Genomic DNA, 24,282 nt, shown 5'->3' with positions numbered 1-24,282 from the left:
GGCTGATCGTTCTGGAAAGCCGTTACCGACTTTCCTCGCTGATGAAAAAGGCGTCCCTAGTGGGCGCCTTTTTTGTGTCTGCGATTTGGCTGACCACCGCTCAGGCGTTTTGCCCGGTACCGAAGGGATTGATTCCTGCAACCGTGCAGCGGGTGGTGGATGGCGACACGCTGCGCCTCAAGGATGGCCGCAGCGTACGCATGATCGGCCTCAATGCGCCGGAGCTGGCCGCTAAAGGGCGGTCGGCCGAGCCTTTCGCGGTGGCGGCGCGGCAACGCTTGCAGCAATTGGTGACGCAGAGTGGTGGTCGAGTCGGTTTGTTGCCCGGGCGTGAGCGGCGTGATCGCTATGGCCGGACCCTGGCTCATGTCTATGGTGCCAATGGCATCAACTTTGAGGCGCGCTTGATCGCTGAAGGGCTGGCCTACCAGATTGCACTGGCGCCGAACGTCGCCCTGGTGGCTTGTCAGCAAGCCGCTGAAAAACATGCGCGCCGAGCCGGGCTGGGGCTCTGGCGGCGTTCACCTGTACTGAAAGCGGAGCAGATTCGCGGTTCGGGTTTTGTCGTGCTTGAAGGGCGTGTGAGCAAGGTGCAGCGCAATCGCGGGGGTGTTTGGATCACATTGCGGGGTGCGGTTGTATTGCGCATTGCACCCAATGTCCTGGAGCGTTTTGATCGTCGCTGGCTCAAGGGGCTTTCGGGGCAGCGAATCGAGGCGCGCGGCTGGGTGGTGGAGCGCTCGCGTCGAGAGGGTTCCACATCGGGTGGGGCGCGCTGGATGTTGTCAGTGACCGACACTTCTATGGTCAGACGTCTCTGATAAAGAAAAATTGTAGACATTTTTTAATTGGATTGTGAACAGTTGAAAGCCTTGTGCACCGTGGCTCTTGGCCCAAAGTCGTACGCTACAGGCCTTGACAGGGGTGACTGGGCAGTCTTGTAGGGACTATGCGACACGCGTATCCTCGGCGGTCCGTCTGTCCAACAGTAAAAAGCGGAATGCCCACATGTCTGATTTGAAAACTGCCGCTCTCGAATATCATGCCAATCCTCGTCCAGGAAAGCTGAGTGTCGAGCTCACCAAGGCCACTGCTACCGCTCGTGATCTGGCGCTGGCCTACAGCCCCGGCGTAGCCGAACCGGTACGCGAAATCGCTCGCGATCCGGAACTGGCCTACAAGTACACCGGCAAAGGCAACCTGGTTGCCGTCATTTCCGATGGCACCGCGATTCTCGGCCTGGGTAACCTCGGCCCACTGGCCTCCAAGCCTGTGATGGAAGGCAAGGGCGTACTGTTCAAGCGTTTCGCCGGCATCGATGTATTCGACATCGAAGTCGACTCCGAAAGCCCGCAAGCCTTCATCGACACCGTCAAGCGCATCTCCATCACCTTCGGTGGCATCAACCTGGAAGACATCAAGGCCCCAGAGTGCTTTGAGATCGAGCGCGCTCTGATCGAGCAGTGCGACATTCCGGTCTTCCACGATGACCAGCACGGCACCGCGATCGTGACCGCAGCCGGCATGATCAACGCCCTGGAAATCGCTGGCAAAACCCTGTCCGACGCCAAGATCGTCTGCCTGGGTGCCGGTGCTGCCGCCATCTCCTGCATGAAACTGCTGGTGAGCATGGGTGCGCAGATCGAGAACATCTTCATGGTTGACCGTACCGGTGTGATCCACTCCGGCCGTGACGACCTGAATCAGTACAAGGCCGTGTTTGCCCACGCTACCGACAAGCGCACCCTGGCCGATGCCCTGCAAGGCGCCGACGTGTTCGTGGGTCTGTCCGGTCCGAACCTGCTGAGCGCTGAAGGCCTGAAGTCCATGGCGCCGAACCCGATCGTGTTCGCCTGCTCGAACCCTGATCCGGAAATCGCTCCAGAGCTGGCTCACGCCACCCGTGATGACGTGATCATGGCCACTGGCCGTTCGGACTACCCGAACCAGGTGAACAACGTTCTGGGCTTCCCGTTCATCTTCCGTGGTGCCCTGGACGTTCGCGCCAAGCGCATCAACGAAGAAATGAAGATCGCTGCAGCCAATGCCCTGCGTGAACTGGCCAAGCTGCCAGTGCCTCAGGAAGTGTGCGACGCCTACGGCGGCATCAAGCTGGAATTCGGTCGTGAGTACATCATTCCGAAGCCAATGGATGCCCGCCTGATCACCGTGATCTCCGATGCCGTGGCCAAGGCTGCCATCGAGACCGGCGTTGCGACCCTGCCGTATCCGAAGAACTACCCGCTCAAAAGCGTGGATGATGTGTTCAACGGCTAAGCTGTTGTAGCGTCATGCAAAAAGCCCCGGCTCTCGCGAGCCGGGGCTTTTTTGTGGGCGCTTTGCACCCTGTCATGGCCTTGTCTTAGGAGCGGGCTCGCCCGCGAAGAGGCCGATAAACCAGGTAAGACATCCATCGACCTGCGCTGGCCAGTCGGCCCCAGCAGACCTAGAACAGATCGATCGGTGCCGCCTCGTCCGCCGGCAACGGGCTGCCCGGAGCGACCCCATTGCCCAGCTCGTTGACTGAGGGCGGAGTGTCTTCGCTTTTGAACAGCTCGAAATAGGCATTCGGTGTGCCTGGGGTGGCCGCGCGGCCGCTGACCGGGTCGACCCGCAGGCTGAGGATGCCTTCCGGCTCCGCCTGGGTGTGCGCCGGCTTGTCCTTGAGGGCGGCGCCCATGAAGTTAATCCAGATCGGCAGAGCCACAGTGCCGCCGTACTCACGGCGTCCCAGGCTTTCCGGCTGGTCAAAGCCGGTCCACACGGTGGTCACGTAGTCAGCGTTGTAGCCGGAGAACCAAGCGTCCTTGGATTCGTTGGTAGTACCGGTCTTGCCGGCCAGGTCCGTACGGCCCAGGGACAGGGCCCGGCGTCCGGTGCCCAGCTTGATCACGTCCTGGAGCATGCTGTTGAGGATGTAGGCGGTGCGCCCGTCGATGATCCGCTCGGCGACCGCGGGGGTCTGCACGGGGGCCTGGATCGGATTTTCGCCCGCCACGGTATTGACCGTGAAGCTGTGTTCCGGCGCCGCAATGCCGCTGCTGGTGGTATCCCCGGTGGGGACGCTGGGCGGGTTGGCGCTGAACAGCATCTCGCCGTTGCGGCTTTCGATCTTGTCGATGATGTATGGGGTGATCTTGTAGCCGCCGTTGGCAAAGGTGCTCCAGCCAGTGGCGATCTCCATGGGCGTCAGGGTCGCGGTGCCCAGTGCCAGGGACAGGTTGCGCGGCAGGTCCTGCTTGTTGAAGCCGAACTTGCTGATGTAGTCGATGGTGTGGTCCACACCCATGCTCTGTAGCAGGCGGATCGATACCAGGTTGCGCGACTTGTACAACGCTTCACGCATGCGGATCGGGCCGAGGAAGGTGTTGGTGTCGTTCTTCGGACGCCAGACCTTGTCCAGGTACTCATCGACAAACACGATCGGGGCGTCATTGACCAGGCTGGCCGCGGTGTAGCCATTGTCCAGGGCTGCGCTATAGACGAAAGGCTTGAAGCTCGAGCCGGGTTGGCGCTTGGCCTGCATTGCACGGTTGTAGTTGCTCTGCTCGAAGGCAAAGCCCCCCACCAGCGCACGGATCGCGCCGTTTTTCGGGTCCAGGGTCACCAAGGCGCCTTGGGCGACCGGAATCTGGCTGAACTTCAGCGAATTGTCCGCCTGACGCTGTACGCGAATCAGGTCGCCGACCTGAGCCACGTCCGCCGGCTGGCGAGGGACGGCGCCCATGCTGTTGGTGTTGAGGAACGGCCGGGCCCATTTCATGGTGTCCCAGGCCACGTGCTCCTCGCCGTTGCGAGTCAGCACTTGTACGCCGTTCTTCTCGATCTGGGTGACGATCGCCGGTTCCAGGCCGCTGATGGTCCGTTGCTTGGTCAGTTCGGTGGCCCAGGCCGCCTGAGTCTTGCCTGGCAGGCGGGACTCAGGTCCACGATAGCCGTGGCGCTGGTCGTAGGTCATCAAGCCTTCATGGACCGCGGTGTTGGCCATTTCCTGCAGATCGCTGGGCACCGTGGTGGTGACTCGGAAACCTTCGGTATAAGCGTCGCTGCCATAGCGGCCAACCATTTCGGCACGGGCCATCTCGGCGATGTACGGCGCGCTCACTTCCGGTGTCGGCACGTGATAGCTGGCGTTCAGCGGCTCGTTGATGGCTTCGGTGTAGGCCGCTTCGGTGATCTTGCCGAGCTTGTACATGCGCCCCAGGATCCAGTCACGACGCTCCTTGCTGCGCGCCGGGTTGGCCAGGGGGTTGAAGCGCGATGGGGCCTTGGGCAGGCCGGCGATCATCGCCATCTGCGCCAGGCTCACGTCGCGAATGGACTTGCCGTAATACACCTGGGCCGCAGCCTCGATGCCATAGGCGCGGTTGCCCAGATAGATCTTGTTGACGTACAGCTCGAGGATCTCGTCCTTGGTCAACTGCCGCTCGATCTGCAGGGCCAGGAGGATTTCGGTGGTCTTGCGCGAGAAGCTGCGCTCGCTGCTGAGGAAGAAGTTTTTTGCCACCTGCATGGTGATGGTGCTGCCGCCGGACTGGATGTGTCCGCTTTTGACCAATTGGGTCGCAGCGCGCATCAGGCTGCTGGGGTCAACTCCGTAATGGTTAGCGAAGTTGTCGTCTTCAGCACTTAGTAACGCATTGATGAAGTTGGGGGGAATTTCGGCGAAACGTATAGGGGTACGGCGCATTTCGCCAAATTCTGCGATCAACTTGCCGTCGCTGCTGTACACCCGCAGAGGAATCTGCAACTGGATACTTCTCAAGGCCTCAACCGAGGGAAGGCCGGGACTAAGATAGAGAAACGCACCGGAGAGGGCGAGAAGCAGCCCGCAGAACACAGCGACGATGGACCACCCGAAAAACTTCAGCAGACGAATCAAGGCTTTTGGATTTCCAGAGAAAGGAATGAATTAGGCGTCAGGGCATTCAAGGTATTCAGGGACCGACCTACGCAGCAGGAAAGCGGAAAAAAACGCTGCGCATTATAAGCATTTTCCGCCGAGAGCGTCATTTGCCCGTCTGTCAAGACGTGGCGAACGAGTGCAATTGAACTCAGGAAGTTCGTAAGTTACGGATAGTCATAGGGAAATGATCGTGCTTGGACTCTTCAGCAAAAAGTCGGGTTCCCTGCTGGGGATCGACATCAGTGCGACATCGGTCACGCTTCTGGCTCTGAGTCACCAGCGGCGCAGCTATCGAGTCGAGGCCTATGCCAGGGAAGACCTGGCTTCGGACCCGTTCGGGGCCGATCCCGAGGCGCTGGCCAGGGTGTTGTCCCGGGCCTGGCTCAAGAGCGGCAGCCGTCGCCGGGATGTGGCTGTGGCGGTGTCGGGCGAGGCAGTGATCAGCAAGCTGATCGAGATGCCGGCCGGGCTCGGCGACGATGAGCTGGAACATCAGATCCAGCTGGAGGCGGCCCAGTACATTCCGTATCCCCTGGAGGACGTGGCCATTGATTTCGAGGTCCAGGGCGCCGTGCCCGGTGATCCCCAGCGGGTTCAGGTGCTGCTGGTGGCCTGTCGCAACGAGGATGTCGAAGCCCTGGAAGCGCCAATGACCCTGGCAGGCCTGACGCCAAGGGTGGTGGATACCATGCCCCTGGCCCTGCAGCGTTGTCTGGCAATGCTGACAGAGTCGTTGCCGTCTGCATCGCCCTTGGCCGTGGCGCTACTGGACATAGGTGCGGATATGACCACGTTCTGCGTGATGCACGGCCAGCGAATCATCTATAGCCGGGAGCAGTTGTTTGGCAGTCGACAGCTGACCCAGGCGTTGGAGCACCGCTACGCGCTGACCCTGGATCAGGCGTTGCTGGCCGAGCGCCAGGGCTGTTTGCCCCAAGGTTGTGCCGAGGACACGCTGCGGCCGTTCGAGCAAGCGTTGTTGCAGCAGGCGCATCGTTCCTTGCAACTGTTTGCCGAATCGCCGCAACAACAGCCTGTTGAGCGGTTGCTGCTGGCCGGTGACGGCAGCCGCTTGACCGGTCTTGATGGTCGGCTAGCAAAACAAGTGGGAATCGTCACAGTCATCGCCGATCCGTTCGTCAGCATGTCCATTGCTCCCCATGTGGATGCCCGAGCGCTTGCTGAACAGGCGCCGTGCCTGCTGCGTGCCTGCGGTCTGGCCCTGCGAGGGTTTGATTGATGGCCGGCATCAACCTTCTTCCCTGGCGCGAGGCCGCACGAGCGTTGCGCCGCCGACGTTTCCTCCAGGCATTGGCGGCAATGCTGGTGCTGGGCGTAGGGCTTGTGCTCCTGGCCGATGCCTGCATCGACCGGCTGATCGGTCGGCAACAGGCTCGCAACCAATATCTCAGGCAGGCGACGGCTGGCCTGGATAACCAAATTGCCACCATTCACCAACTCAAGGTCCAGCGTCAGCAACTGGTGGAGCGCATGGGGATCATTGAGGACCTGCAAGGCAGTCGCTCGGCCAGTGTGCGGATTTTCCAGCAATTGGCCCGCAGCCTGCCCGCTGGCTTGTACTTTACCGAGGTGGGTCTGCTGGGGCAGAGCCTGAGCATTAGTGGGGCCGCGGAGTCCAATCAGCGGGTGTCCGAGTTGATGCGCAATCTGCAGTCCGCCGAGGGGTTTGCCGCACCCAGTCTGACCGAGGTGAAGCATGTTGTGGCGGCGGATCAGGGGTTGGGCAATCTGTTTCGGCTCAACGTTGGGTGGATGCCCTTGCTGCCGCAGGAGGCCCCGCGATGAGCCTGGGACATTGGTTGGCGCAGTTGCGTAGTACCGATCTACGGGAGCTGGAATTGAGCAACCTCGGTTGCTGGCCTGGGCCGATCAAGGCGCTGCTGGCGGTCTTGCTTCTGCTACTGCCCCAGGTGGCGGGCTATAGCTTTTACCTGAGTCCGCATCTGGAGACGCTGGGGCAACTGCGCCGGGAGGAGCATCGATTCAAGCTGCAGTTCGCTGACAAAGCTGGAAAGGTCGCCAATCTTGAGCGCTACCGTGAGCAGCTTGGGGCCCTGCAGGACAGCTTCTCTCTGGTGGTGCGCCAGTTGCCCAGCGAGACCGAGGTCCCAGGACTGCTGGAAGACATCAGTCGCATGGGGCAGGACAGCAGCCTGGCGTTCGAGGAGATCAAGCTGCAACCGGAGGTGGTCCGGGAGTTTTATGTCGAGCTGCCAATTCAGATCGCGGTCACTGGTGCCTATCACGACCTGGCGACTTTCGTCAGTGGCGTCGCTGGTCTGCCGAGAGTCGTCACCTTGCATGATTTTCAGATCAAGCCCGTGGACAGGGGCAATTCCACACAACTGCGCATGAGCATCGAGGCGCGGACCTACAGGTATGACAGTCGGGAGCCTCACTCATGATCGGTTCGCGTTGCTGGGTATTCGGTTGTTTCTGTGTGGCACTGCTGGGATGTGAAGGTGGCGCTGACTTTGCCGACCTGGATGCCTACATGAGTGAGGTGCACCTGCAATCACCGGGGGCGATTGATCCGCCTCCGGTCATGCGCTCCTACCCCTCGGTCACTTATGGCGCCAGCGCGCTGCGCAGCCCATTTCAGCCACCCCAAAGAGTCGAGCAGATCACTGCTCGACAGGGCGCTAGTGCTGTCCGGCCCAATTCGCGGCGGGTCCGGCAACATCTTGAGGGCTTCGATATTGAGCAGTTGCAAATGGTCGGGACTCTGTCCCGTGCCTCCGGCCGCTTTGCGCTGTTGCGCAGCGCAGGCGGTGTCTTTCCCTTGCAGGTCGGTGATTACCTGGGGCGAAACGAGGGCCGGATCGTGGCCATCAGCGAGTCCCGGGTGGACGTGGTGGAAATTGTCGCCGATGGAGCGGGAGCCTGGCAGGAGCGGCCGCGAACACTGTCTCTGAAAAAACACTCTTAAGTGGAATCTGCAAAATGAACAGGACTGTTTCAGCCTTCGGTGTGGCGCTATGGATAGTGCTGCTGGCATCGCTGGTTGGCGCCACCGCGCTCAGGGCCTTCGCCTCTGAAGAGCACAATCGATTTGCCAGCAGCCCCCCGCTTGAGCCGGAAAATATTGGCGTTTCAGGTGAGGGCGCAACGCGTCTGCCCGGTGAAAAGCTTTCGCTGAATTTCCAGGACATCGAGGTGCGCGCGGTGCTGCAACTGATCGCCGATTTCACCGGGCTCAATCTGGTGGCCAGTGACACCGTGCAAGGCAATATCACCTTGCGCTTGCAGAGCGTGCCCTGGGACCAGGCTCTGGATCTGGTACTCAAGACCAAGGGGCTGGATAAGCGCAAGGTCGGTAACGTTTTGCTGGTGGCTCCGGCGGATGAGATCGCGGCCCGCGAGCGCCAGGAGCTGGAGTTGCAGAAGCAGTTGGAAAACCTGGCGCCCTTGCGCCGGGATCTGCTGCAGGTCAATTACGCCAGGGCTGCGGATATCGCCAGGCTGTTCCAGTCCGTGACCGGTACCGAGGAGAAGGCTGGCGAACGTGGCTCCATCACCGTGGATGAGCGCACCAACAACATCATTGCCTACCAGACCCAGGAGCGCCTCGATGAGCTGCGGCGCATGGTCATTCAGCTGGACGTCCCGGTGCGTCAGGTGATGATCGAGGCGCGAATCGTCGAGGCCAACATCGACTACGACAAGAGCTTGGGCGTGCGCTGGGGCGGCTCGGTGCAAAACAGGGGCAACTGGAATGCTTCCGGGGTGCAGGGCGGCGCCAAAGGCTCTTCGACCATCGGCACCCCGGGCAGCAGTGGCAGCAATTCGCCCTTCGTCGATCTGGGTGTCACGGCCAACACCTCGGGCATCGGCATTGCCTACATCACTGACAGCGTGCTGCTGGACCTGGAGCTGACCGCCATGGAGAAGACCGGCAACGGTGAAATCGTGTCCCAGCCCAAGGTGGTCACCTCCGACAAGGAAACCGCGAGGATTCTCAAGGGCACCGAAATTCCCTACCAGGAAGCCAGTTCCAGTGGCGCCACTTCGGTGTCGTTCAAGGAAGCCTCGTTGTCTCTTGAGGTGACGCCGCAGATCACCCCGGACAATCGCATCATCATGGACGTCAAGGTCACCAAGGATGAGCCGGACTACCTGAACAAGGTTCAGGATGTGCCGCCGATCAAGAAGAACGAGGTCAATGCCAAGGTCCTGGTCACTGATGGCGAGACCATCGTCATCGGTGGGGTTTTCTCCAATACCCAAAGCAAGGTTGTAGATAAAGTGCCATTTCTTGGCGATGTGCCGTATCTTGGCCGCCTTTTCCGGCGTGACGTGGTGTCGGAGAAAAAATCCGAGCTGCTGGTATTTCTCACTCCGCGTATCATGAACAACCAGGCGATTGCTGTGAGTCGTTGATTCTGTGCGAAATTTGATTCTTGTTGGGCCGATGGGGGCTGGAAAAAGCACCATAGGCCGCTTACTGGCCAAAGAGCTGCGCCTGCCATTCAAAGATTCCGATAAGGAAATTGAACTGCGTACAGGCGCGAATATTCCGTGGATCTTCGATAAAGAAGGCGAGCCGGGCTTTCGCGATCGTGAGCAGGCAATGATCGCCGAGCTCTGTGGCACCGACGGCGTGGTCCTGGCTACCGGCGGTGGCGCGGTGATGCGCGAAGCCAATCGTCGGGCGCTGCATGCTGGTGGACGCGTGGTCTATCTGCACGCTTCGGTGGAACAGCAGGTAGGGCGCACCGCCCGGGACCGCAATCGTCCCTTGCTGCGCACCGCCGATCCGGCCAAGACCCTGCGCGACCTGTTGGAAATCCGTGATCCGCTTTATCGGGAAATCGCCGACCTGGTGGTGGAAACCGATGAGCGGCCGCCACGAATGGTGGTGCTGGACATACTCGAGCGCCTGCAGCAGCTGCCACCCCGTTAATGCGTCGAGCGAAATGCGCTATTCTCGGCGTCGCGCCATGACCGCCAAGGTGTGGCGCAGAGCTATCGGGCAGCGTCAGAAGACCAGACGAGGCCCATCGTCAATACAAGGCACAACGCCTGCTTCCATCTTCACTGTGGGGACACATGCAGACACTTAAGGTCGATCTAGGCGAGCGCAGCTACCCGATTCACATTGGTGAAGGACTGTTGGACCGGCCCGAGCTGCTGGTGCCCCATATCGCCGGGCGGCAAGTGGCGATCATTTCCAATGCGACCGTTGCGCCGCTGTACCTTGAGCGTTTGACCCGCAGTCTGGCGCAGTTTTCGGTGATTTCGGTGGTCCTGCCCGATGGCGAGGCCTACAAGAACTGGGAAACCCTGCAACTGATCTTCGACGGCCTGCTCACTGCGCGCCACGACCGTCGGACCACCATCATTGCCCTCGGTGGCGGAGTGATCGGCGACATGGCCGGCTTCGCCGCCGCCTGCTATCAGCGCGGCGTGGACTTTATCCAGATTCCTACCACCCTGTTGTCCCAGGTGGACTCCTCGGTGGGGGGCAAGACGGGCATCAACCACCCCCTGGGCAAGAACATGGTTGGCGCTTTCTATCAGCCGAACGTGGTGCTGATCGATACCACCAGCCTCAATACCCTGCCGAGCCGTGAACTGTCGGCGGGCCTGGCGGAAGTGATCAAGTACGGCCTGATCTGCGACGAGCCGTTCCTGACCTGGCTGGAAGAGAATGTCGATCGCCTGCGGTCCCTGGACCAGCAGGCGCTGACCTATGCCATCGAACGCTCTTGCGCGGCCAAGGCTGCGGTGGTCGGTGCCGACGAGCGTGAATCGGGGGTGCGTGCCACCCTCAACCTGGGCCATACCTTCGGCCATGCGATCGAGACTCATATGGGCTACGGTGTCTGGCTGCATGGTGAGGCGGTGGCTGCTGGCACCGTAATGGCCTTGGAAATGTCCGCGCGCCTGGGCTGGATCACCAGCCAGGAGCGTGACCGCGGTATTCGCCTGTTCCAGCGCGCGGGCTTGCCGGTCATCCCGCCTGAAGAGATGACCGAAGCGGACTTCCTCGAACATATGGCAATTGACAAGAAAGTGATCGACGGTCGTTTGCGTCTGGTGCTGTTGCGCCGCATGGGCGAAGCCGTAGTGACCGACGATTATCCGAAAGAGATTTTACAGGCCACGCTGGGAGCGGATTACCGCGCCCTGGCTCAGCTTAAAGGTTAATAAGATCCCGATGACTAGTTTGCACGCCGACGAGGCTTTCCTCGGCCATTACCAGTTGAGCCATGATCCTTTCGCTCCCCGGGTCCCTGGCTTCAAATTCTTTCCTGCCCAACGCAAGCCTGTGCTGGGGCAGTTGCATCACCTGGCACGTTACAGTCAGCTGCTGCTGGTGGTTACCGGCCCTCAGGGCAGTGGCAAGACGCTGTTGCGTCAGGCTCTGGTCGCCAGTACCAACAAGCAATCGGTGCAAAGCGTGGTGGTTTCCGCCCGTGGCGCCAGCGATGCTGCCGGAGTGTTGCACCAGGTAGCCCAGGCCTTGAACGTGGCCCAGGCCGAGATCGGCGCAATCCTCGCCCAAGTGGTGCAACTGGCCCTGACCGGTCAGGAAGTCTACCTGCTGGTGGATGATGCCGAGCAGCTTGACGAGTCTGCACTTGAGGCCCTGCTGGCCCTGGCGGCGGGCGCTCCGGAAGGTCGCCCTCATGTATTCCTGTTCGGCGAGTCGTCGCTGATCGCGTCCCTGGATCAGTTGAGCGCCGAGGAAGAGCGCTTCCACGTCATCGAATTGCAGCCATACACCGAAGAGGAAACCCGTGAATATCTGGCTCAGCGCCTCGAAGGCGCGGGTCAGGGCATCGAACTTTTCTCCGCAGATCAGATCAGTGATATTCACGAAAGCTCCGATGGCTGGCCGGGCAACATCAACCAGGTCGCCAGGGATGCAATGATCGAAGCCATGATCGCCAGCCGCTCCGCGGTCAAGCGTCCAAGTATGGGGTTCAACATGCCGAAGAAACACGTATTGGCCATTTCCGCTGTAGTGGTTGTGGCCCTGGCTGCAGCCTGGTTGATGCCGGGTCGCAGTAAGGCGCCAACCACCGGGGCTCCGGCCAGCGAGCAAGCGCAACTGCCCCTCGGGCAGACACCGACACCGAATGCCAATGGCAGTCCATCGGTGGAATTTGCCGGCTCGTCTCAGCCGATGCCGCTGCCGTTGGTCGGCCAGTCGCAACCGGTCATGCGCGGTCCTCTGGCTGAAGCCGCAGGCGGTATCACCGAGGGCGACGATGGGGTTCCTGTGGAAGGCTCCAGCGCCGTTCCGCCAACCGTAACCACCACCGCGCCACCTGCTGGTGCAGTGGCCAGTCCTGCACCGACTCCGACTCCGGCCCCGACCCAGGTCGCCACCGCCAAGCCGACCCCTGCGCCCAAGCCGGTAGAGAAACCGGTTGCTGCCAAGCCTGCTCCGGCCGCCAAGCCGGCGGAAAAGCCGGTCACTGTAGCCAAGGCTGCCGGTGGCAGTTGGTACGCCGGACAAGCGCCAGGCAACTATGTGGTGCAGATTCTCGGCACCAGCTCGGAAGCCGCCGCGCAGAATTTTGTTAAGGAACAGGGCGGCGAATACCGCTACTTCAAGAAAGTCCTCAACGGCAAGCCGCTGTATGTGATCACCTACGGCAACTTCGCAAGCCGCGATGCAGCGGTCAGCGCCATCAAATCCTTGCCAGCGAAGGTTCAGGCTGGTAAACCTTGGCCTCGCACTGTCGCTAGCGTTCAACAAGAACTGGCAACAACTCGCTGAAGATTCGGCGGCCTTACCCAGGCCGCCTCTCCCGGCAACCTCAAATTTCCGCATCGGCATGCTGCCTTACAGGCCGCGTGCCTTGTGGTGTCTGCGTCACAGTAGTTTTTGAGTCGCGGCAGTCAAAAGCAAAACTTTTTGACTAGCACAGCATATCGCTTTAAAACGTTCATAAATGCGACATGAATTTGCGACAGATCGTCGTCAAATTTGTGGGGCTTTGTGTCGGTGTGTACAATGACCTCCCTTTTGCCCCCGCAAAGCTGGCGTACGTTCGGCGTGGACGGTAAGTGGTTGAATTGAAAAGAAATTTGTCTCGATAAGAGGCAGCCTGGTGAGAAAGTGTCTATGAAAGCAGGTCTGTACCAACCAGATGAGTTTAAGGATAACTGTGGTTTCGGCCTGATAGCCCATATGCAGGGCGAACCCAGTCATACCCTGTTGAAAACGGCCATTGAGGCCCTGACCTGCATGACCCACCGCGGTGGGATCAACGCGGACGGCAAGACCGGCGACGGTTGCGGTCTGCTGATGCAAAAGCCCGACCTGTTCCTGCGCGCCGTCGCCACGGAGCATTTCGGCGTCGAACTGCCCAAGCAATATGCAGTGGGCATGGTGTTCTTCAACCAGGACCCGGTGAAAGCCGAAGCCGCTCGCGAAAACATGAACCGCGAGATCCTGGCCGCCGGCCTGCAGCTGGTGGGCTGGCGCAAAGTACCGATCGATACCAGTGTGCTCGGGCGTCTGGCCCTGGAGCGCCTGCCACAGATCGAACAAGTGTTCATCGGCGGCCAGGGTCTGAGCGACCAGGACTTCGCCATCAAGCTGTTCAGTTCCCGTCGTCGCTCCTCGGTGGCCAACGCCGCCGACACCGATCACTACATCTGCAGCTTTTCCCACAAGACCATCATTTATAAGGGCCTGATGATGCCGGCGGACCTCGCCGCCTTCTATCCGGACCTGGGCGATCCGCGCCTGCAAACCGCGATCTGCGTGTTCCACCAGCGTTTCTCCACCAACACCCTGCCGAAATGGCCGCTGGCCCAGCCATTCCGCTTCCTCGCCCACAACGGCGAGATCAACACCATCACCGGCAACCGCAACTGGGCCGTGGCCCGGCGCACCAAGTTCGCCAACGACCTGATCCCTGACCTGGAAGAGCTCGGCCCGCTGGTCAACCGCGTGGGTTCCGACTCCTCGAGCATGGACAACATGCTGGAGTTGATGGTCACCGGCGGCATCGACCTGTTCCGCGGCGTGCGCATGATCATTCCGCCAGCGTGGCAGAACGTCGAGACCATGGACGCCGACCTGCGCGCGTTCTACGAATACAACTCCATGCACATGGAGCCGTGGGACGGCCCGGCCGGCGTGGTCATGACCGACGGTCGCTACGCCGTCTGCCTGCTGGACCGCAATGGCCTGCGCCCGGCGCGTTGGGTCACCACCAAGAACGGCTTCATCACCCTGGCTTCGGAAATCGGCGTGTGGAACTACCAGCCCGAGGACGTGATCGCCAAGGGCCGTGTGGGGCCAGGGCAGATCTTTGCCGTGGACACCGAAACCGGGCAGATCCTCGACACTGACGCCATCGACAACCGTTTGAAGTCCCGTCATCCGTACAAGCAATGGCTGCGCAAGAACGCTCTGCGCATCCAGGCCACCATGGAAGACAACGACCACGGTTCGGCCTTCTACGATGTCGACCAGCTCAAGCAGTACATGAAGATGTACCAGGTCACCTTCGAAGAGCGTGACCAGGTGCTGCGTCCGCTGGGCGAACAGGGCTACGAGGCGGTGGGCTCCATGGGCGATGACACGCCGATGGCGGTGCTGTCCCAGCGCGTGCGTACCCCTTACGACTACTTCCGCCAGCAGTTCGCTCAGGTCACCAACCCGCCGATCGACCCGCTGCGCGAAGCCATCGTCATGTCCCTGGAGATCTGCCTCGGCGCCGAGCGCAACATCTTCCAGGAGTCGCCTGAGCATGCTTCGCGGGTGATCCTCAGCTCGCCAGTGATCTCCCCGGCCAAGTGGCGTTCGCTGATGAACCTCGATCGCCCGGGCTTCGAGCGCCAGGTCATCGACCTCAACTACGACGAGAGCGTCGGCCTGGAAGCGGCGATCCGCAATGTCGCCGACCAGGCGGAAGAAGCCGCGCGCGCCGGCCGCACCCAGATCGTTCTCAGCGACCGTCATATCGCGCCGGGCAAGTTGCCGATCCACGCCTCCCTGGCCACGGGCGCGGTGCACCACCGCCTGACCGAAAAAGGCCTGCGTTGCGACTCCAACATCCTGGTGGAAACCGCCACTGCCCGCGACCCGCATCACTTTGCGGTGCTGATCGGTTTTGGTGCTTCGGCGGTCTATCCGTTCCTGGCCTATGAAGTGCTGGGTGACCTGATCCGTACCGGTGAAGTGCTGGGCGACCTCTACGAGGTGTTCAAGAACTACCGCAAGGGCATCACCAAGGGCCTGTTGAAGATCCTGTCGAAGATGGGCATCTCCACCATCGCCTCTTACCGTGGCGCGCAGCTGTTCGAAGCCATCGGCCTGTCCGAGGAAGTTTGCAACCTGAGCTTCCGTGGCGTGCCGAGCCGGATCAAGGGCGCACGTTTCGTCGACATCGAAGCCGAGCAGAAAGCCCTGGCGACCGAAGCCTGGAGCCCGCGCAAGCCGATCCAGCAAGGCGGCCTGCTGAAGTTCGTCCACGGTGGCGAATACCACGCCTACAACCCGGACGTGGTCAACACCCTGCAAGCCGCCGTGCAGCAGGGCGACTACGCCAAGTTCAAGGAATACACCGCGCTGGTGGATAACCGCCCGGTGTCGATGATCCGTGACCTGTTCCAGGTGAAGACCCTGGACACGCCGATGGACATCAGCGAAGTCGAGCCCCTGGAATCGATCCTCAAGCGCTTCGACTCCGCCGGCATCTCCCTGGGCGCCCTGTCGCCCGAGGCCCACGAAGCCCTGGCCGAAGCCATGAACCGCCTCGGTGCGCGTTCCAACTCCGGTGAAGGCGGCGAAGACCCGGCGCGCTACGGCACCATCAAGAGCTCGAAGATCAAGCAAGTGGCCACTGGCCGTTTCGGTGTGACCCCGGAATACCTGGTCAACGCCGAAGTGCTGCAGATCAAGGTGGCTCAAGGCGCCAAGCCCGGCGAAGGCGGCCAGCTGCCCGGCGGCAAGGTCAACGGCCTGATCGCTAAGCTGCGCTATGCGGTCCCCGGCGTGACCCTGATCTCGCCACCGCCGCACCACGACATCTACTCGATTGAAGACTTGTCGCAGCTGATCTTCGACCTCAAGCAGGTCAATCCTCAGGCCCTGGTCTCGGTGAAGCTGGTGGCGGAAGCCGGCGTCGGCACCATCGCCGCTGGCGTGGCCAAGGCCTATGCCGACCTGATCACCATCTCTGGCTACGACGGTGGCACCGGTGCTTCGCCGCTGACCTCGATCAAGTACGCCGGTGCGCCGTGGGAACTGGGCCTGGCGGAAACCCACCAGACCCTGCGCGGCAACGACCTGCGCGGCAAGGTCCGGGTGCAGACCGACGGCGGCCTGAAAACCGGCCTCGACGTGATCAAGGCGGCCATCCTCGGCGCCGAGAGCTTCGGCTTCGGCACCGCGCCGATGATCGCCCTGGGCTGCAAATACCTGCGCATCTGCCACCTGAACAACTGCGCCACTGGCGTGGCGACGCAGAACGAAAAGCTGCGCAAGGATCACTACATCGGCACCGTCGACATGGTGGTGAACTTCTTCACCTACGTCGCCGAGGAAACCCGCGAGTGGCTGGCCAAGCTTGGCGTGCGCTCCCTGGAAGAACTGATCGGTCGTACCGATCTGTTGGAAATCCTCGAAGGCCAGACCGCCAAGCAGCACCACCTGGACCTGACCCCGTTGCTGGGCAGCGACCATATCCCGGCGGACAAACCGCAGTTCTGCCAGGTGGACCGCAACCCACCGTTCGACAAGGGCCTGCTGGCCGAGAAAATGGTCGAGATGGCGCGTTCGGCGATCAACGACAAGAGCGGTGCCGACTTCGCCCTGGATATCTGCAACTGCGACCGTTCCATCGGTGCGCGGATCTCCGGTGAAATCGCCAAGCTGCACGGCAACCAGGGCATGGCCCAGGCACCGATCACGTTCCGCTTCAAGGGCACTGCGGGGCAGAGCTTCGGCGTGTGGAACGCCGGTGGCCTGAACCTCTACCTGGAAGGCGATGCCAACGACTACGTGGGCAAGGGCATGACCGGCGGCAAGCTGGTCATCGTTCCGCCCAAGGGCAGCGTCTACAAGACTCAGGACAGCGCCATTATCGGCAACACCTGCCTGTACGGTGCCACCGGCGGCAAGCTGTTCGCCGCCGGCACCGCGGGCGAGCGTTTTGCCGTGCGTAACTCCGGTGCCCACACGGTGGTGGAAGGCACTGGCGATCACTGCTGCGAGTACATGACCGGTGGTTTTGTCTGCGTCCTGGGCAAGACCGGTTACAACTTCGGCTCAGGCATGACCGGCGGATTCGCCTACGTGCTCGATCAGGACAACACTTTCGTTGACCGGGTCAACCACGAACTGGTGGAAATCCAGCGGATCAGCGGCGAAGCGATGGAAGCCTATCGCAGCCACCTGCAGCGTGTGCTGAACGAGTATGTCGAGGAAACCGACAGCGAATGGGGTCGTAACCTCGCTGAGAACCTCGACGACTACTTGCGTCGCTTCTGGCTGGTCAAGCCCAAGGCGGCGAGCTTGAAGTCCCTGCTCTCCAGTACTCGTGCGAATCCGCAGTAACGCAGCTGCAGACTACGAGCCTCAAGCGGCAAGCTTGAAGCTCGTGCGCGGTGTGCCGACTTAATGTGATTGTCTTGCAGCTTGAAGCTCGTCGCTTGAGGCTGTCGTAAAGAGGTTCCTGAACATGGCCGAACGTCTCAATAACGACTTCCAGTTCATCGAGGTCGGGCGTAAAGACCCGAAGAAGAAACTGTTGCGTCAACGCAAGAAAGAGTTCGTGGAGATCTACGAACCCTTCAAACCCCAGCAGTCGGCCGACCAGGCCCACCGCTGCCTGGGTTGCGGTAACCCGTACTGCGAATGGAAGTGCCCGGTGCACAACTTCATTCCCAACTGGCTCAAGCTGGTGGCCGAGGGCAACATCCTCGCTGCCGCCGAGCTGTCGCACCAGACCAACACCCTGCCGGAAGTCTGCGGCCGGGTCTGCCCCCAGGACCGGCTGTGCGAGGGTGCCTGCACCCTCAACGACGGCTTTGGCGCGGTGACCATCGGCTCGGTGGAGAAGTACATCACCGACACCGCCTTCGCCATGGGCTGGCGCCCGGACATGTCCAAGGTCAAGCCCACTGGCAAGCGCGTGGCGATCATCGGTGCGGGCCCGGCGGGCCTGGGCTGTGCCGACGTGCTGGTGCGAGGCGGCGTGACCCCGGTGGTGTTCGACAAGAACCCGGAAATCGGCGGTCTGCTGACCTTCGGTATCCCCGAGTTCAAGCTGGAAAAGACCGTGCTGAGCAATCGTCGCGAAGTCTTCAGCGGCATGGGCATCGAGTTCCGCCTCAACACCGAGGTGGGCAAGGACGTGACCATGGAGCAACTGCTCGCCGAATACGATGCCGTGTTCATGGGCATGGGCACCTACACCTACATGAAGGGCGGCTTTGCCGGTGAGGACCTGCCGGGCGTGTACGACGCCCTGGATTTCCTGATCGCCAACGTCAACCGCAACCTGGGCTTTGAAAAGTCGCCGGAAGACTTCGTCGACATGAAAGGCAAGAAGGTCGTGGTACTGGGCGGTGGCGACACCGCTATGGACTGCAACCGCACCTCGATCCGCCAGGGCGCCAAGTCGGTGACCTGCGCCTATCGTCGTGACGAAGCCAACATGCCCGGCTCGCGCAAAGAGGTGAAGAACGCCAAGGAAGAAGGCGTGAAGTTCCTCTACAACCGCCAGCCGATCGCCATCGTCGGTGAAGACAAGGTCGAAGGCGTGAAGGTGGTCGAGACCCGTCTCGGTGCGCCGGACGCCCGTGGCCGCCGCAGCCCCGAGCCGATCCCCGGTTCCGAAGAGATCATCCCGGCCGACGCCGTGGTCATCGCCTTCGGCTTCCGCCCGAGCCCGGCGCCTTGGTTCGAGCAGTTCAGCATCCAGACCGACAGCCAGGGCCGCGTCGTGGCGCCGGAGCAGGGCGCGTTCAAGCACCAGACCAGCAACCCGAAGATCTTTGCCGGTGGCGACATGGTGCGCGGTTCTGACCTGGTGGTGACGGCGATCTTCGAAGGGCGTAACGCCGCCGAAGGCATCCTCGACTACCTGGGCGTCTGATCGCTCCTGTAGGAGCCGGCTTGCCGGCGAACAACGATAACGCGGTGCTGTTGATGCACCGCGTCGATCGTTTCGCCAGCAAGCGGGCTCCTACGGGATCTGTGCCCGTCCCCGTGACAAATTGACCCCATAGACATAAAGAAACGGCTCTTGCCGTGCCTTTTGTGTCGCGCTCTGAGAAAATGCCCCCACTTTTTTTCCGGATGCCGACATGACTGCCCTGAAGAACGACCGTTTCCTTCGTGCCCTGCTCAAGCAACCCGTAGACGTCACCCCGGTGTGGATGATGCGGCAAGCCGGGCGCTACCTGCCTGAATACCGCGCCAGCCGTGCCAATGCCGGTGACTTCATGAGCCTGTGCATGAACCCGGCGTTCGCCTGCGAAGTCACTCTGCAGCCTCTGGACCGCTATCCACAGCTGGATGCGGCGATCCTCTTCTCCGACATCCTCACCATCCCCGACGCCATGGGCCAAGGCCTGTACTTCGAGACCGGTGAAGGCCCGCGCTTCAAGAAAGTGGTCAGCACCCTGGCCGACATCGAAGCCCTGCCGATCCCCGATCCGCAAAAGGACCTGGGCTACGTGATGGACGCGGTCAGCACCATTCGTCGCGAACTCAATGGCCGCGTGCCGCTGATCGGTTTTGCCGGCAGCCCCTGGACCCTGGCCACCTACATGGTCGAAGGCGGTTCGTCGAAAGACTTCCGCAAGTCCAAGGCCATGCTCTACGACAACCCGCAAGCCATGCACCTGCTGCTGGACAAGCTGGCGCAGTCGGTCACTTCCTACCTCAACGGGCAGATCCTGGCCGGTGCCCAGGCGGTGCAGATTTTCGATAGCTGGGGCGGCAGCCTTTCGTCAGCGGCCTATCAGGAGTTCTCCCTGGCCTACATGCGCAAGATCGTCAGCGGCCTGATCCGCGAGCACGAGGGGCGCAAGGTGCCGGTGATCCTGTTCACCAAGGGCGGCGGCCTGTGGCTGGAGAGCATTGCCGATGCTGGCGCCGACGCCCTGGGCCTGGACTGGACCTGCGACATTGGCGAAGCCCGTCGGCGTGTCGGCAGCAAGGTTTCCCTGCAAGGCAACATGGACCCCACCGTGCTCTACGCCAATCCGCAGGCGATCCGCAGCGAAGTCGCGCGCATCCTCGCCAGCTACGGCACCGGCAGCGGCCACGTGTTCAACCTGGGCCACGGCATCACCCCGGAAGTGAAGCCGGAGCATGCCGGTGCTTTCCTGGAAGCGGTGCACGAGTTGTCGGCGCAATACCACGTATAAGCGCCACCCCATAAAAAACGCCCGGCCAATGCCGGGCGTTTTCGTTGCTGAAGGTTTGGCGCGCGCTCAGGCCGCTTCGCTGCGGGTCAGAGGGGGAAGTTTTGCGAGCTTCATGGCGACCAGTAACGCGCCTAGCAACAGCGCACTGATGAACAGGCCGATGCCGTTCCACCCCGCCAGGTGCCAGAACACCCCGCCAGCGGTGCCGGCAATGCTCGAACCGGCGTAGTAGCTGAACAGGTACAGCGAGGAGGCCTGGCCCTTGGCCTTGGTGGCCCGGCGGCCGATCCAGCTGCTGGCCACCGAGTGGGCACCGAAGAAGCCGAAGGTGAACAGCAGCATGCCGATCAGCACCAGGGACAGCGGCGTCAGCAGGGTCAGGGCGATCCCCGCCAGCATCAGCACGATGGTGGCCCAGAGCACTCGGCGTCGGCCCAGTTGGTCCGCCAGGGCGCCGATCTTCGCCGAGCTGTAGATCCCCGAGAGGTAGACCACCGACAGCATCCCGACCCAGGCCTGGCTCAGCTGATAGGGATCGGCCAGCAGGCGGTAGCCGATGTAGTTGAACAGGGTGACGAAGGCCCCCATCAGCAGGAAACCTTCAAGAAACAGCCAGGGCAGGCCGGCGTCGCGAAAGTGCATGGTAAAGCCGTCCAGCAGGCTGCGTGGGTACAGCGAGCGGGGGCGGAAGTTGCGCGACTCGGGAAGGATGCGCCAGAACACCGCGGCGGCGATCAATGCCAGGCCGCCGATCACCAGCATCGCTGTGTGCCAGCTGACGAAGTCGATCAGCACCCCGGTGATCAGTCGCCCGCTCATGCCGCCAATGGCATTGCCGCCGATGTACAGGCCCATGGCCAGGCCGATGTGCTGGGGGTGAATCTCTTCGCTGAGGTAGGTCATGGCCACCGCCGCCAGCCCGCTCAGGGACAGCCCCACCAGCGCCCGCATCACCAGCACTCCGTGCCAGCTGGGCATCAGTGCGCTGGCGATGGTGCACAGGGCCGCGGCGAGCAAGGCCGCCACCATCACCGGCTTGCGGCCGATGCGGTCGGAAATGGGCCCGGTGATCAGCAGACCGATGGCCAGCATGCCCGTCGACACCGAGAGAATCAGGCTGCTCTGGGCCGCATTGATGGAAAACTCCCGGGACAGCAGCGGCATCATCGGTTGCACGCAGTACAGCAGGGCGAAGGTGGCAAAGCCCCCGGAGAACAGCGCCAGCACCGTGCGCATGAACAGCGGTGTGCCTTTCTCGATGTAGACCTCGTTGAGTTGGGCGACCACCTCGTCCAGGGGCGTAGCGGCGAGGGTGTGGGCAAGGGGGGCAACAGCGGTTTTCACAGGGACCTCGGGGAGACGCAGCCGGTCAGGCAATGGAAAAAAGCATATAGCTGGCTAATGATCATTTCCAATATATTGTTCGACCTGTTTGATAGCTTTAACGACTCAATGGAGTTGCCCATGGAATTGCGTCATTTGCGCTACTTCATTGCCGTCGCCGAAGAGCTGCACTTCGGCCGCGCGGCCCAGGTGCTGGGTATTTCCCAGCCACCGCTGAGCCAACAGATCCAGGCCCTGGAGCAGGAGGTGGGCGCCCGGCTGTTCGAGCGTACCAATCGTCGGGTCGAGCTTAGCGAGGCCGGGCGCCTGTTCCTCGAAGAGGCGCGCCTGGTGCTGGCTCAGGTGGACAAGGCGGCAGACGTGGCCCGGCGCGCGCAGTTGGGCGAACTGGGCGAGCTGAAGATCGGCTTCACCTCGTCAGCCCCCTTCAACTCGACCATTCCCCAGGCGATCTTTGCCTTTCGCCAGCGCTTTCCCGCGGTGCACCTCAAGCTCAAGGAAATGAGCAGCACCCAGGTGGCCGAAGCCTTGGTGGACCAGACGATCCAGGTGGGCATCATGCGGCCCTTGCCCTTGCCGGACTCCTTGTCGGTGGTGGAGCTGCTGCGCGAGCCGCTGGTGGCGGTGCTCAGCGCCAAGCATCCGCTGGCCAGCGGCAGTGAAGAAGGCTTGCACCTGGCGGCGCTGGCCCAGGAGCCTTTTGTGTTCTTCCCCCGCAGCTATGGCAGCGGCCTGTATGCCCAGTTGCTGAGCCTGTCCCGGGAGGCCGGGTTTACCCCGCATTTCGCCCAGGAGGCGGGTGAAGCCATGACCATCATCGGCCTGGTCGCAGCGGGGCTGGGCGTCTCGGTACTGCCGGCGTCCTACCAGCGCATGCGCATCGACGGCGTGGTCTATCGTCGGCTGCTGGACCCGGAGGCCATGTCGGCGGTGTGGCTGGTACAGCGCAAGGACCAGGCATCGCCCATGGCCAAGGCCTTTGTCGAGCTACTGACGCGCAAGACCGGGGCCACGTCCTGAGGGGCTGTTGGGGCGCACCGGGGGCTGCAGGATGACCAGGTCGCCGCGCAGGGCGACGCCCGCCATCAGCACCCCGGCGCGGCATTCGTAGGTGTTGAGGTCCTTGCGTACGCGGCGCTTGTAGTAGCTGACGATGTTGGTCACCGCGTTGGCGCCGACCCGCTTGGCTGCGGCTTGCAGGGTGATCAGCGCCGACTGCAACGCCCACTCGCAGGCAGCGATATCGCTCTTGTTGGAGGCATTGGTCTTCTTGTGGGTGGTCACTTCAGTGAGCCGCACCTGGAGCACCGGTGGCAGCGGGTTGCCGGCCAGGTGGAAGCTCACGCTGCCATCCAGGCGCCCGGCGCGCTCGGCGTCGGCCACGACTTTTTCGAAGGGCATGTACATCAGGTTGGTGGCCTGGCTGGTGGGGCTCAGGACGGCTAGCAGGGCCAGGGCAATCAGCGCTTTCACTTGCATGGTCGGCTCCTTGACGGACGTGAAAGAAGAGCCAGCGTCGCGCCGGCCCAGGTCCAGTCGCAGCGCTTGGCTCCCGCAGGCGACGGTGGCCCGGCCTGCTGTTGCGAGTGTAGACGGCGCTGGCCGGCCTCCCGAAAAAATCCCGGAAACAAAAAGGGCGCCCCACCAGGCTGTGTGGGGCGCCCTTTTCATTGTCAGCCGCAGCTCACTGGACCTTGGACAGATCCCCGCGCAGCGCGACACCAGCCATGATGGCGCCAGCATGGCACTCATAGGTGGTGGCGTCCTTGCGCTCACGGCTCTTGTAGAAGCTGGCGATGTCGGTCACGGCGTTGGCGCCGACTTTCTTCGCCGCCTCATGCAGGGTGATCAGCGCCGACTGCAAGGCCCACTCGCAGGCCACCTGGTCGGCCTTGCCGAAGGCGTTGGTCTTCTTGTTGGTCACGGCGCCCGGGCTCAGCACACTGACCTTGCCGGCCGGCTTGTTGCCCGCCAGGTAGAACTTCACGCTGCCATCGATCTTGCCGGTGCTGATGGCCTCGGCCACCACCTTGTCGAAGGGCAGGAACAGGGTGGTATCGCGGGCCTGGCTGATGCCGGGCAGGGTGCACAGCAGCAGGGTGGCGGTGGCCGCCAGTGTCTTCAAACGCATCGCATTCTCCATGACATTAAAGGGGGTGAAGCAGGCCTGTGACCGGGGTCACAGGGAAGGGCTCATTGCGCGGCCGGGAAGCTCTTGGCCGCGGCGTCGGACAGCTGTTGCGCGGTCCGCTCGTTCTGGTTGTCCCGCAGCTCGCGCAGGATGCCCTTGTCCAGCAGGCGTACCCAGCGGATGTAGTTCTTGTGGATCTTGCCGTCCTTGTAATCCAGGTCGCGGCTGTCGCGGTAGACGATCTTGTAGTAGCTGGCGGAGTACTGGATATCGATCTCGGCGTGGAACTGCTCACGCACGGTGATCTCGGCCTGGATCAGCTCCGGGCTGATGCGCTGCACGGTCCACTTGCGGGCCACCAGGTTCTTCAGGATCGCCTGTTTGACCTGCTCCTGGTCGGCCTGGATGGTGGCCGGGATCACTCGGTTGGGGGTGTACATGCGCTTGCTGGTACAGGCGGTGACGCTCAGCAGGGCGAGGACGATGAGGGTGGCGCGAAACAGGGAAGACATTCCATTTCTCCAGTGAG

General features: G+C 62.0%; 18 protein-coding genes and 1 pseudogene. 14 read left to right on the top strand and 5 right to left on the bottom strand.

Annotation, left to right across the window (positions count from 1 at the left end):
• Positions 1-41: 41 nt before the first annotated feature.
• On the top strand, positions 42-821 hold the full coding sequence (locus PQT43_RS15370) for a thermonuclease family protein (RefSeq protein WP_272754237.1): 780 nt from the start codon (positions 42-44) through the stop codon (positions 819-821).
• Positions 822-1,008: 187 nt separating this feature from the next.
• Positions 1,009-2,277, top strand: a complete 1,269-nt coding sequence (locus tag PQT43_RS15365; RefSeq protein ID WP_102862798.1) for a malic enzyme-like NAD(P)-binding protein — start codon at positions 1,009-1,011, stop codon at positions 2,275-2,277.
• A 169-nt stretch (positions 2,278-2,446) separates the two neighbouring features.
• On the opposite strand, the gene PQT43_RS15360 is transcribed toward PQT43_RS15365, so the two are convergent.
• Positions 2,447-4,879 carry a penicillin-binding protein 1A gene (locus PQT43_RS15360; protein ID WP_272754322.1) on the bottom strand — a complete coding sequence of 811 codons (2,433 nt, stop codon included), beginning with the start codon at positions 4,877-4,879 and terminating at the stop codon, positions 2,447-2,449.
• Positions 4,880-5,096: 217 nt separating this feature from the next.
• On the opposite strand from PQT43_RS15360, the gene pilM reads away from it, so the two are divergent.
• The 11 genes and pseudogenes from pilM (at position 5,097) to hemE (ending at position 20,278) form a co-directional block, all read left to right on the top strand.
• Positions 5,097-6,146: a type IV pilus assembly protein PilM gene (gene pilM / locus PQT43_RS15355; protein WP_272754236.1), complete on the top strand. Its 1,050-nt coding sequence runs from the start codon at positions 5,097-5,099 to the stop codon at positions 6,144-6,146.
• Positions 6,146-6,712 (top strand): PilN domain-containing protein, encoded by a 567-nt coding sequence (locus tag PQT43_RS15350; RefSeq protein WP_110595393.1) that lies wholly within the window; start codon positions 6,146-6,148, stop codon positions 6,710-6,712. The genes pilM and PQT43_RS15350 overlap by 1 nt, the downstream gene beginning before the upstream one ends.
• A complete protein-coding gene (locus PQT43_RS15345; RefSeq protein WP_265074078.1) occupies positions 6,709-7,332 on the top strand; it encodes a type 4a pilus biogenesis protein PilO in 624 nt (207 codons plus the stop codon). The genes PQT43_RS15350 and PQT43_RS15345 overlap by 4 nt, the downstream gene beginning before the upstream one ends.
• Positions 7,329-7,856: a pilus assembly protein PilP gene (locus tag PQT43_RS15340; protein WP_102882083.1), complete on the top strand. Its 528-nt coding sequence runs from the start codon at positions 7,329-7,331 to the stop codon at positions 7,854-7,856. Before PQT43_RS15345 ends, PQT43_RS15340 begins: the two co-directional genes overlap by 4 nt.
• Before the next feature lie 191 nt (positions 7,857-8,047).
• Positions 8,048-9,307 (top strand): annotated as a pseudogene (locus PQT43_RS15335) (type IV pilus secretin PilQ); the annotation flags it as partial.
• Between the two features lie 4 nt (positions 9,308-9,311).
• Positions 9,312-9,830, top strand: a complete 519-nt coding sequence (aroK, locus tag PQT43_RS15330) for a shikimate kinase AroK (protein ID WP_011058824.1) — start codon at positions 9,312-9,314, stop codon at positions 9,828-9,830.
• A 146-nt stretch (positions 9,831-9,976) separates the two neighbouring features.
• On the top strand, positions 9,977-11,077 hold the full coding sequence (gene aroB, locus PQT43_RS15325) for a 3-dehydroquinate synthase (protein ID WP_272754235.1): 1,101 nt from the start codon (positions 9,977-9,979) through the stop codon (positions 11,075-11,077).
• A 10-nt stretch (positions 11,078-11,087) separates the two neighbouring features.
• A complete protein-coding gene (locus PQT43_RS15320) occupies positions 11,088-12,659 on the top strand; it encodes an AAA family ATPase (protein ID WP_267269262.1) in 1,572 nt (523 codons plus the stop codon).
• Positions 12,660-13,007: 348 nt separating this feature from the next.
• Positions 13,008-17,456 (top strand): glutamate synthase large subunit, encoded by a 4,449-nt coding sequence (gene gltB, locus PQT43_RS15315; RefSeq protein ID WP_102882080.1) that lies wholly within the window; start codon positions 13,008-13,010, stop codon positions 17,454-17,456.
• 124 nt (positions 17,457-17,580) lie between these two features.
• Positions 17,581-18,999, top strand: a complete 1,419-nt coding sequence (locus PQT43_RS15310; RefSeq protein WP_272754234.1) for an FAD-dependent oxidoreductase — start codon at positions 17,581-17,583, stop codon at positions 18,997-18,999.
• A gap of 211 nt (positions 19,000-19,210) precedes the next feature.
• A complete protein-coding gene (gene hemE, locus PQT43_RS15305) occupies positions 19,211-20,278 on the top strand; it encodes a uroporphyrinogen decarboxylase (RefSeq protein WP_102862808.1) in 1,068 nt (355 codons plus the stop codon).
• Between the two features lie 66 nt (positions 20,279-20,344).
• Here hemE and PQT43_RS15300 read toward each other — a convergent pair whose 3' ends face one another.
• Positions 20,345-21,574: an MFS transporter gene (locus PQT43_RS15300; protein ID WP_442962471.1), complete on the bottom strand. Its 1,230-nt coding sequence runs from the start codon at positions 21,572-21,574 to the stop codon at positions 20,345-20,347.
• A 168-nt stretch (positions 21,575-21,742) separates the two neighbouring features.
• Between PQT43_RS15300 and PQT43_RS15295 the strand changes: the two genes are divergently transcribed.
• Positions 21,743-22,642 carry a LysR family transcriptional regulator gene (locus PQT43_RS15295; RefSeq protein ID WP_110651282.1) on the top strand — a complete coding sequence of 300 codons (900 nt, stop codon included), beginning with the start codon at positions 21,743-21,745 and terminating at the stop codon, positions 22,640-22,642.
• Here PQT43_RS15295 and PQT43_RS15290 read toward each other — a convergent pair.
• The 3 genes from PQT43_RS15290 to PQT43_RS15280 form a co-directional block, all read right to left on the bottom strand.
• Positions 22,610-23,101, bottom strand: a complete 492-nt coding sequence (locus tag PQT43_RS15290) for an excinuclease (protein ID WP_102882077.1) — start codon at positions 23,099-23,101, stop codon at positions 22,610-22,612. The genes PQT43_RS15295 and PQT43_RS15290 overlap by 33 nt on opposite strands.
• 205 nt (positions 23,102-23,306) lie before the next feature.
• The gene (locus PQT43_RS15285) at positions 23,307-23,753 is read right to left on the bottom strand and encodes an excinuclease (protein WP_102862811.1); all 447 of its coding nucleotides are present in this window, start codon (positions 23,751-23,753) and stop codon (positions 23,307-23,309) included.
• 62 nt (positions 23,754-23,815) lie between these two features.
• Positions 23,816-24,265, bottom strand: a complete 450-nt coding sequence (locus tag PQT43_RS15280; RefSeq protein WP_102882076.1) for a hypothetical protein — start codon at positions 24,263-24,265, stop codon at positions 23,816-23,818.
• Positions 24,266-24,282 lie beyond the last annotated feature (17 nt).

Origin of the sequence: Pseudomonas sp. BLCC-B112, from assembly GCF_028550695.1 — a bacterium.
Lineage (GTDB): Bacteria > Pseudomonadota > Gammaproteobacteria > Pseudomonadales > Pseudomonadaceae > Aquipseudomonas > Aquipseudomonas danubii.
Note: the sequence above shows the minus strand (reverse complement) of the source record. Positions and strands in the feature narration are given on the sequence as shown.

Coding starts and splice junctions, on each gene's coding strand:
- gltB (WP_102882080.1), top strand. CDS start 13,008: ATGAAAGCAGGTCTGTACCAACCAGATGAGTTTAAGGATAACTGTGGT.
- PQT43_RS15285 (WP_102862811.1), bottom strand. CDS start 23,753: ATGCGTTTGAAGACACTGGCGGCCACCGCCACCCTGCTGCTGTGCACC.
- PQT43_RS15320 (WP_267269262.1), top strand. CDS start 11,088: ATGACTAGTTTGCACGCCGACGAGGCTTTCCTCGGCCATTACCAGTTG.
- PQT43_RS15370 (WP_272754237.1), top strand. CDS start 42: ATGAAAAAGGCGTCCCTAGTGGGCGCCTTTTTTGTGTCTGCGATTTGG.
- aroB (WP_272754235.1), top strand. CDS start 9,977: ATGCAGACACTTAAGGTCGATCTAGGCGAGCGCAGCTACCCGATTCAC.
- PQT43_RS15295 (WP_110651282.1), top strand. CDS start 21,743: ATGGAATTGCGTCATTTGCGCTACTTCATTGCCGTCGCCGAAGAGCTG.
- PQT43_RS15340 (WP_102882083.1), top strand. CDS start 7,329: ATGATCGGTTCGCGTTGCTGGGTATTCGGTTGTTTCTGTGTGGCACTG.
- PQT43_RS15350 (WP_110595393.1), top strand. CDS start 6,146: ATGGCCGGCATCAACCTTCTTCCCTGGCGCGAGGCCGCACGAGCGTTG.
- PQT43_RS15345 (WP_265074078.1), top strand. CDS start 6,709: ATGAGCCTGGGACATTGGTTGGCGCAGTTGCGTAGTACCGATCTACGG.
- hemE (WP_102862808.1), top strand. CDS start 19,211: ATGACTGCCCTGAAGAACGACCGTTTCCTTCGTGCCCTGCTCAAGCAA.
- PQT43_RS15280 (WP_102882076.1), bottom strand. CDS start 24,265: ATGTCTTCCCTGTTTCGCGCCACCCTCATCGTCCTCGCCCTGCTGAGC.
- PQT43_RS15290 (WP_102882077.1), bottom strand. CDS start 23,101: ATGCAAGTGAAAGCGCTGATTGCCCTGGCCCTGCTAGCCGTCCTGAGC.
- PQT43_RS15365 (WP_102862798.1), top strand. CDS start 1,009: ATGTCTGATTTGAAAACTGCCGCTCTCGAATATCATGCCAATCCTCGT.
- PQT43_RS15310 (WP_272754234.1), top strand. CDS start 17,581: ATGGCCGAACGTCTCAATAACGACTTCCAGTTCATCGAGGTCGGGCGT.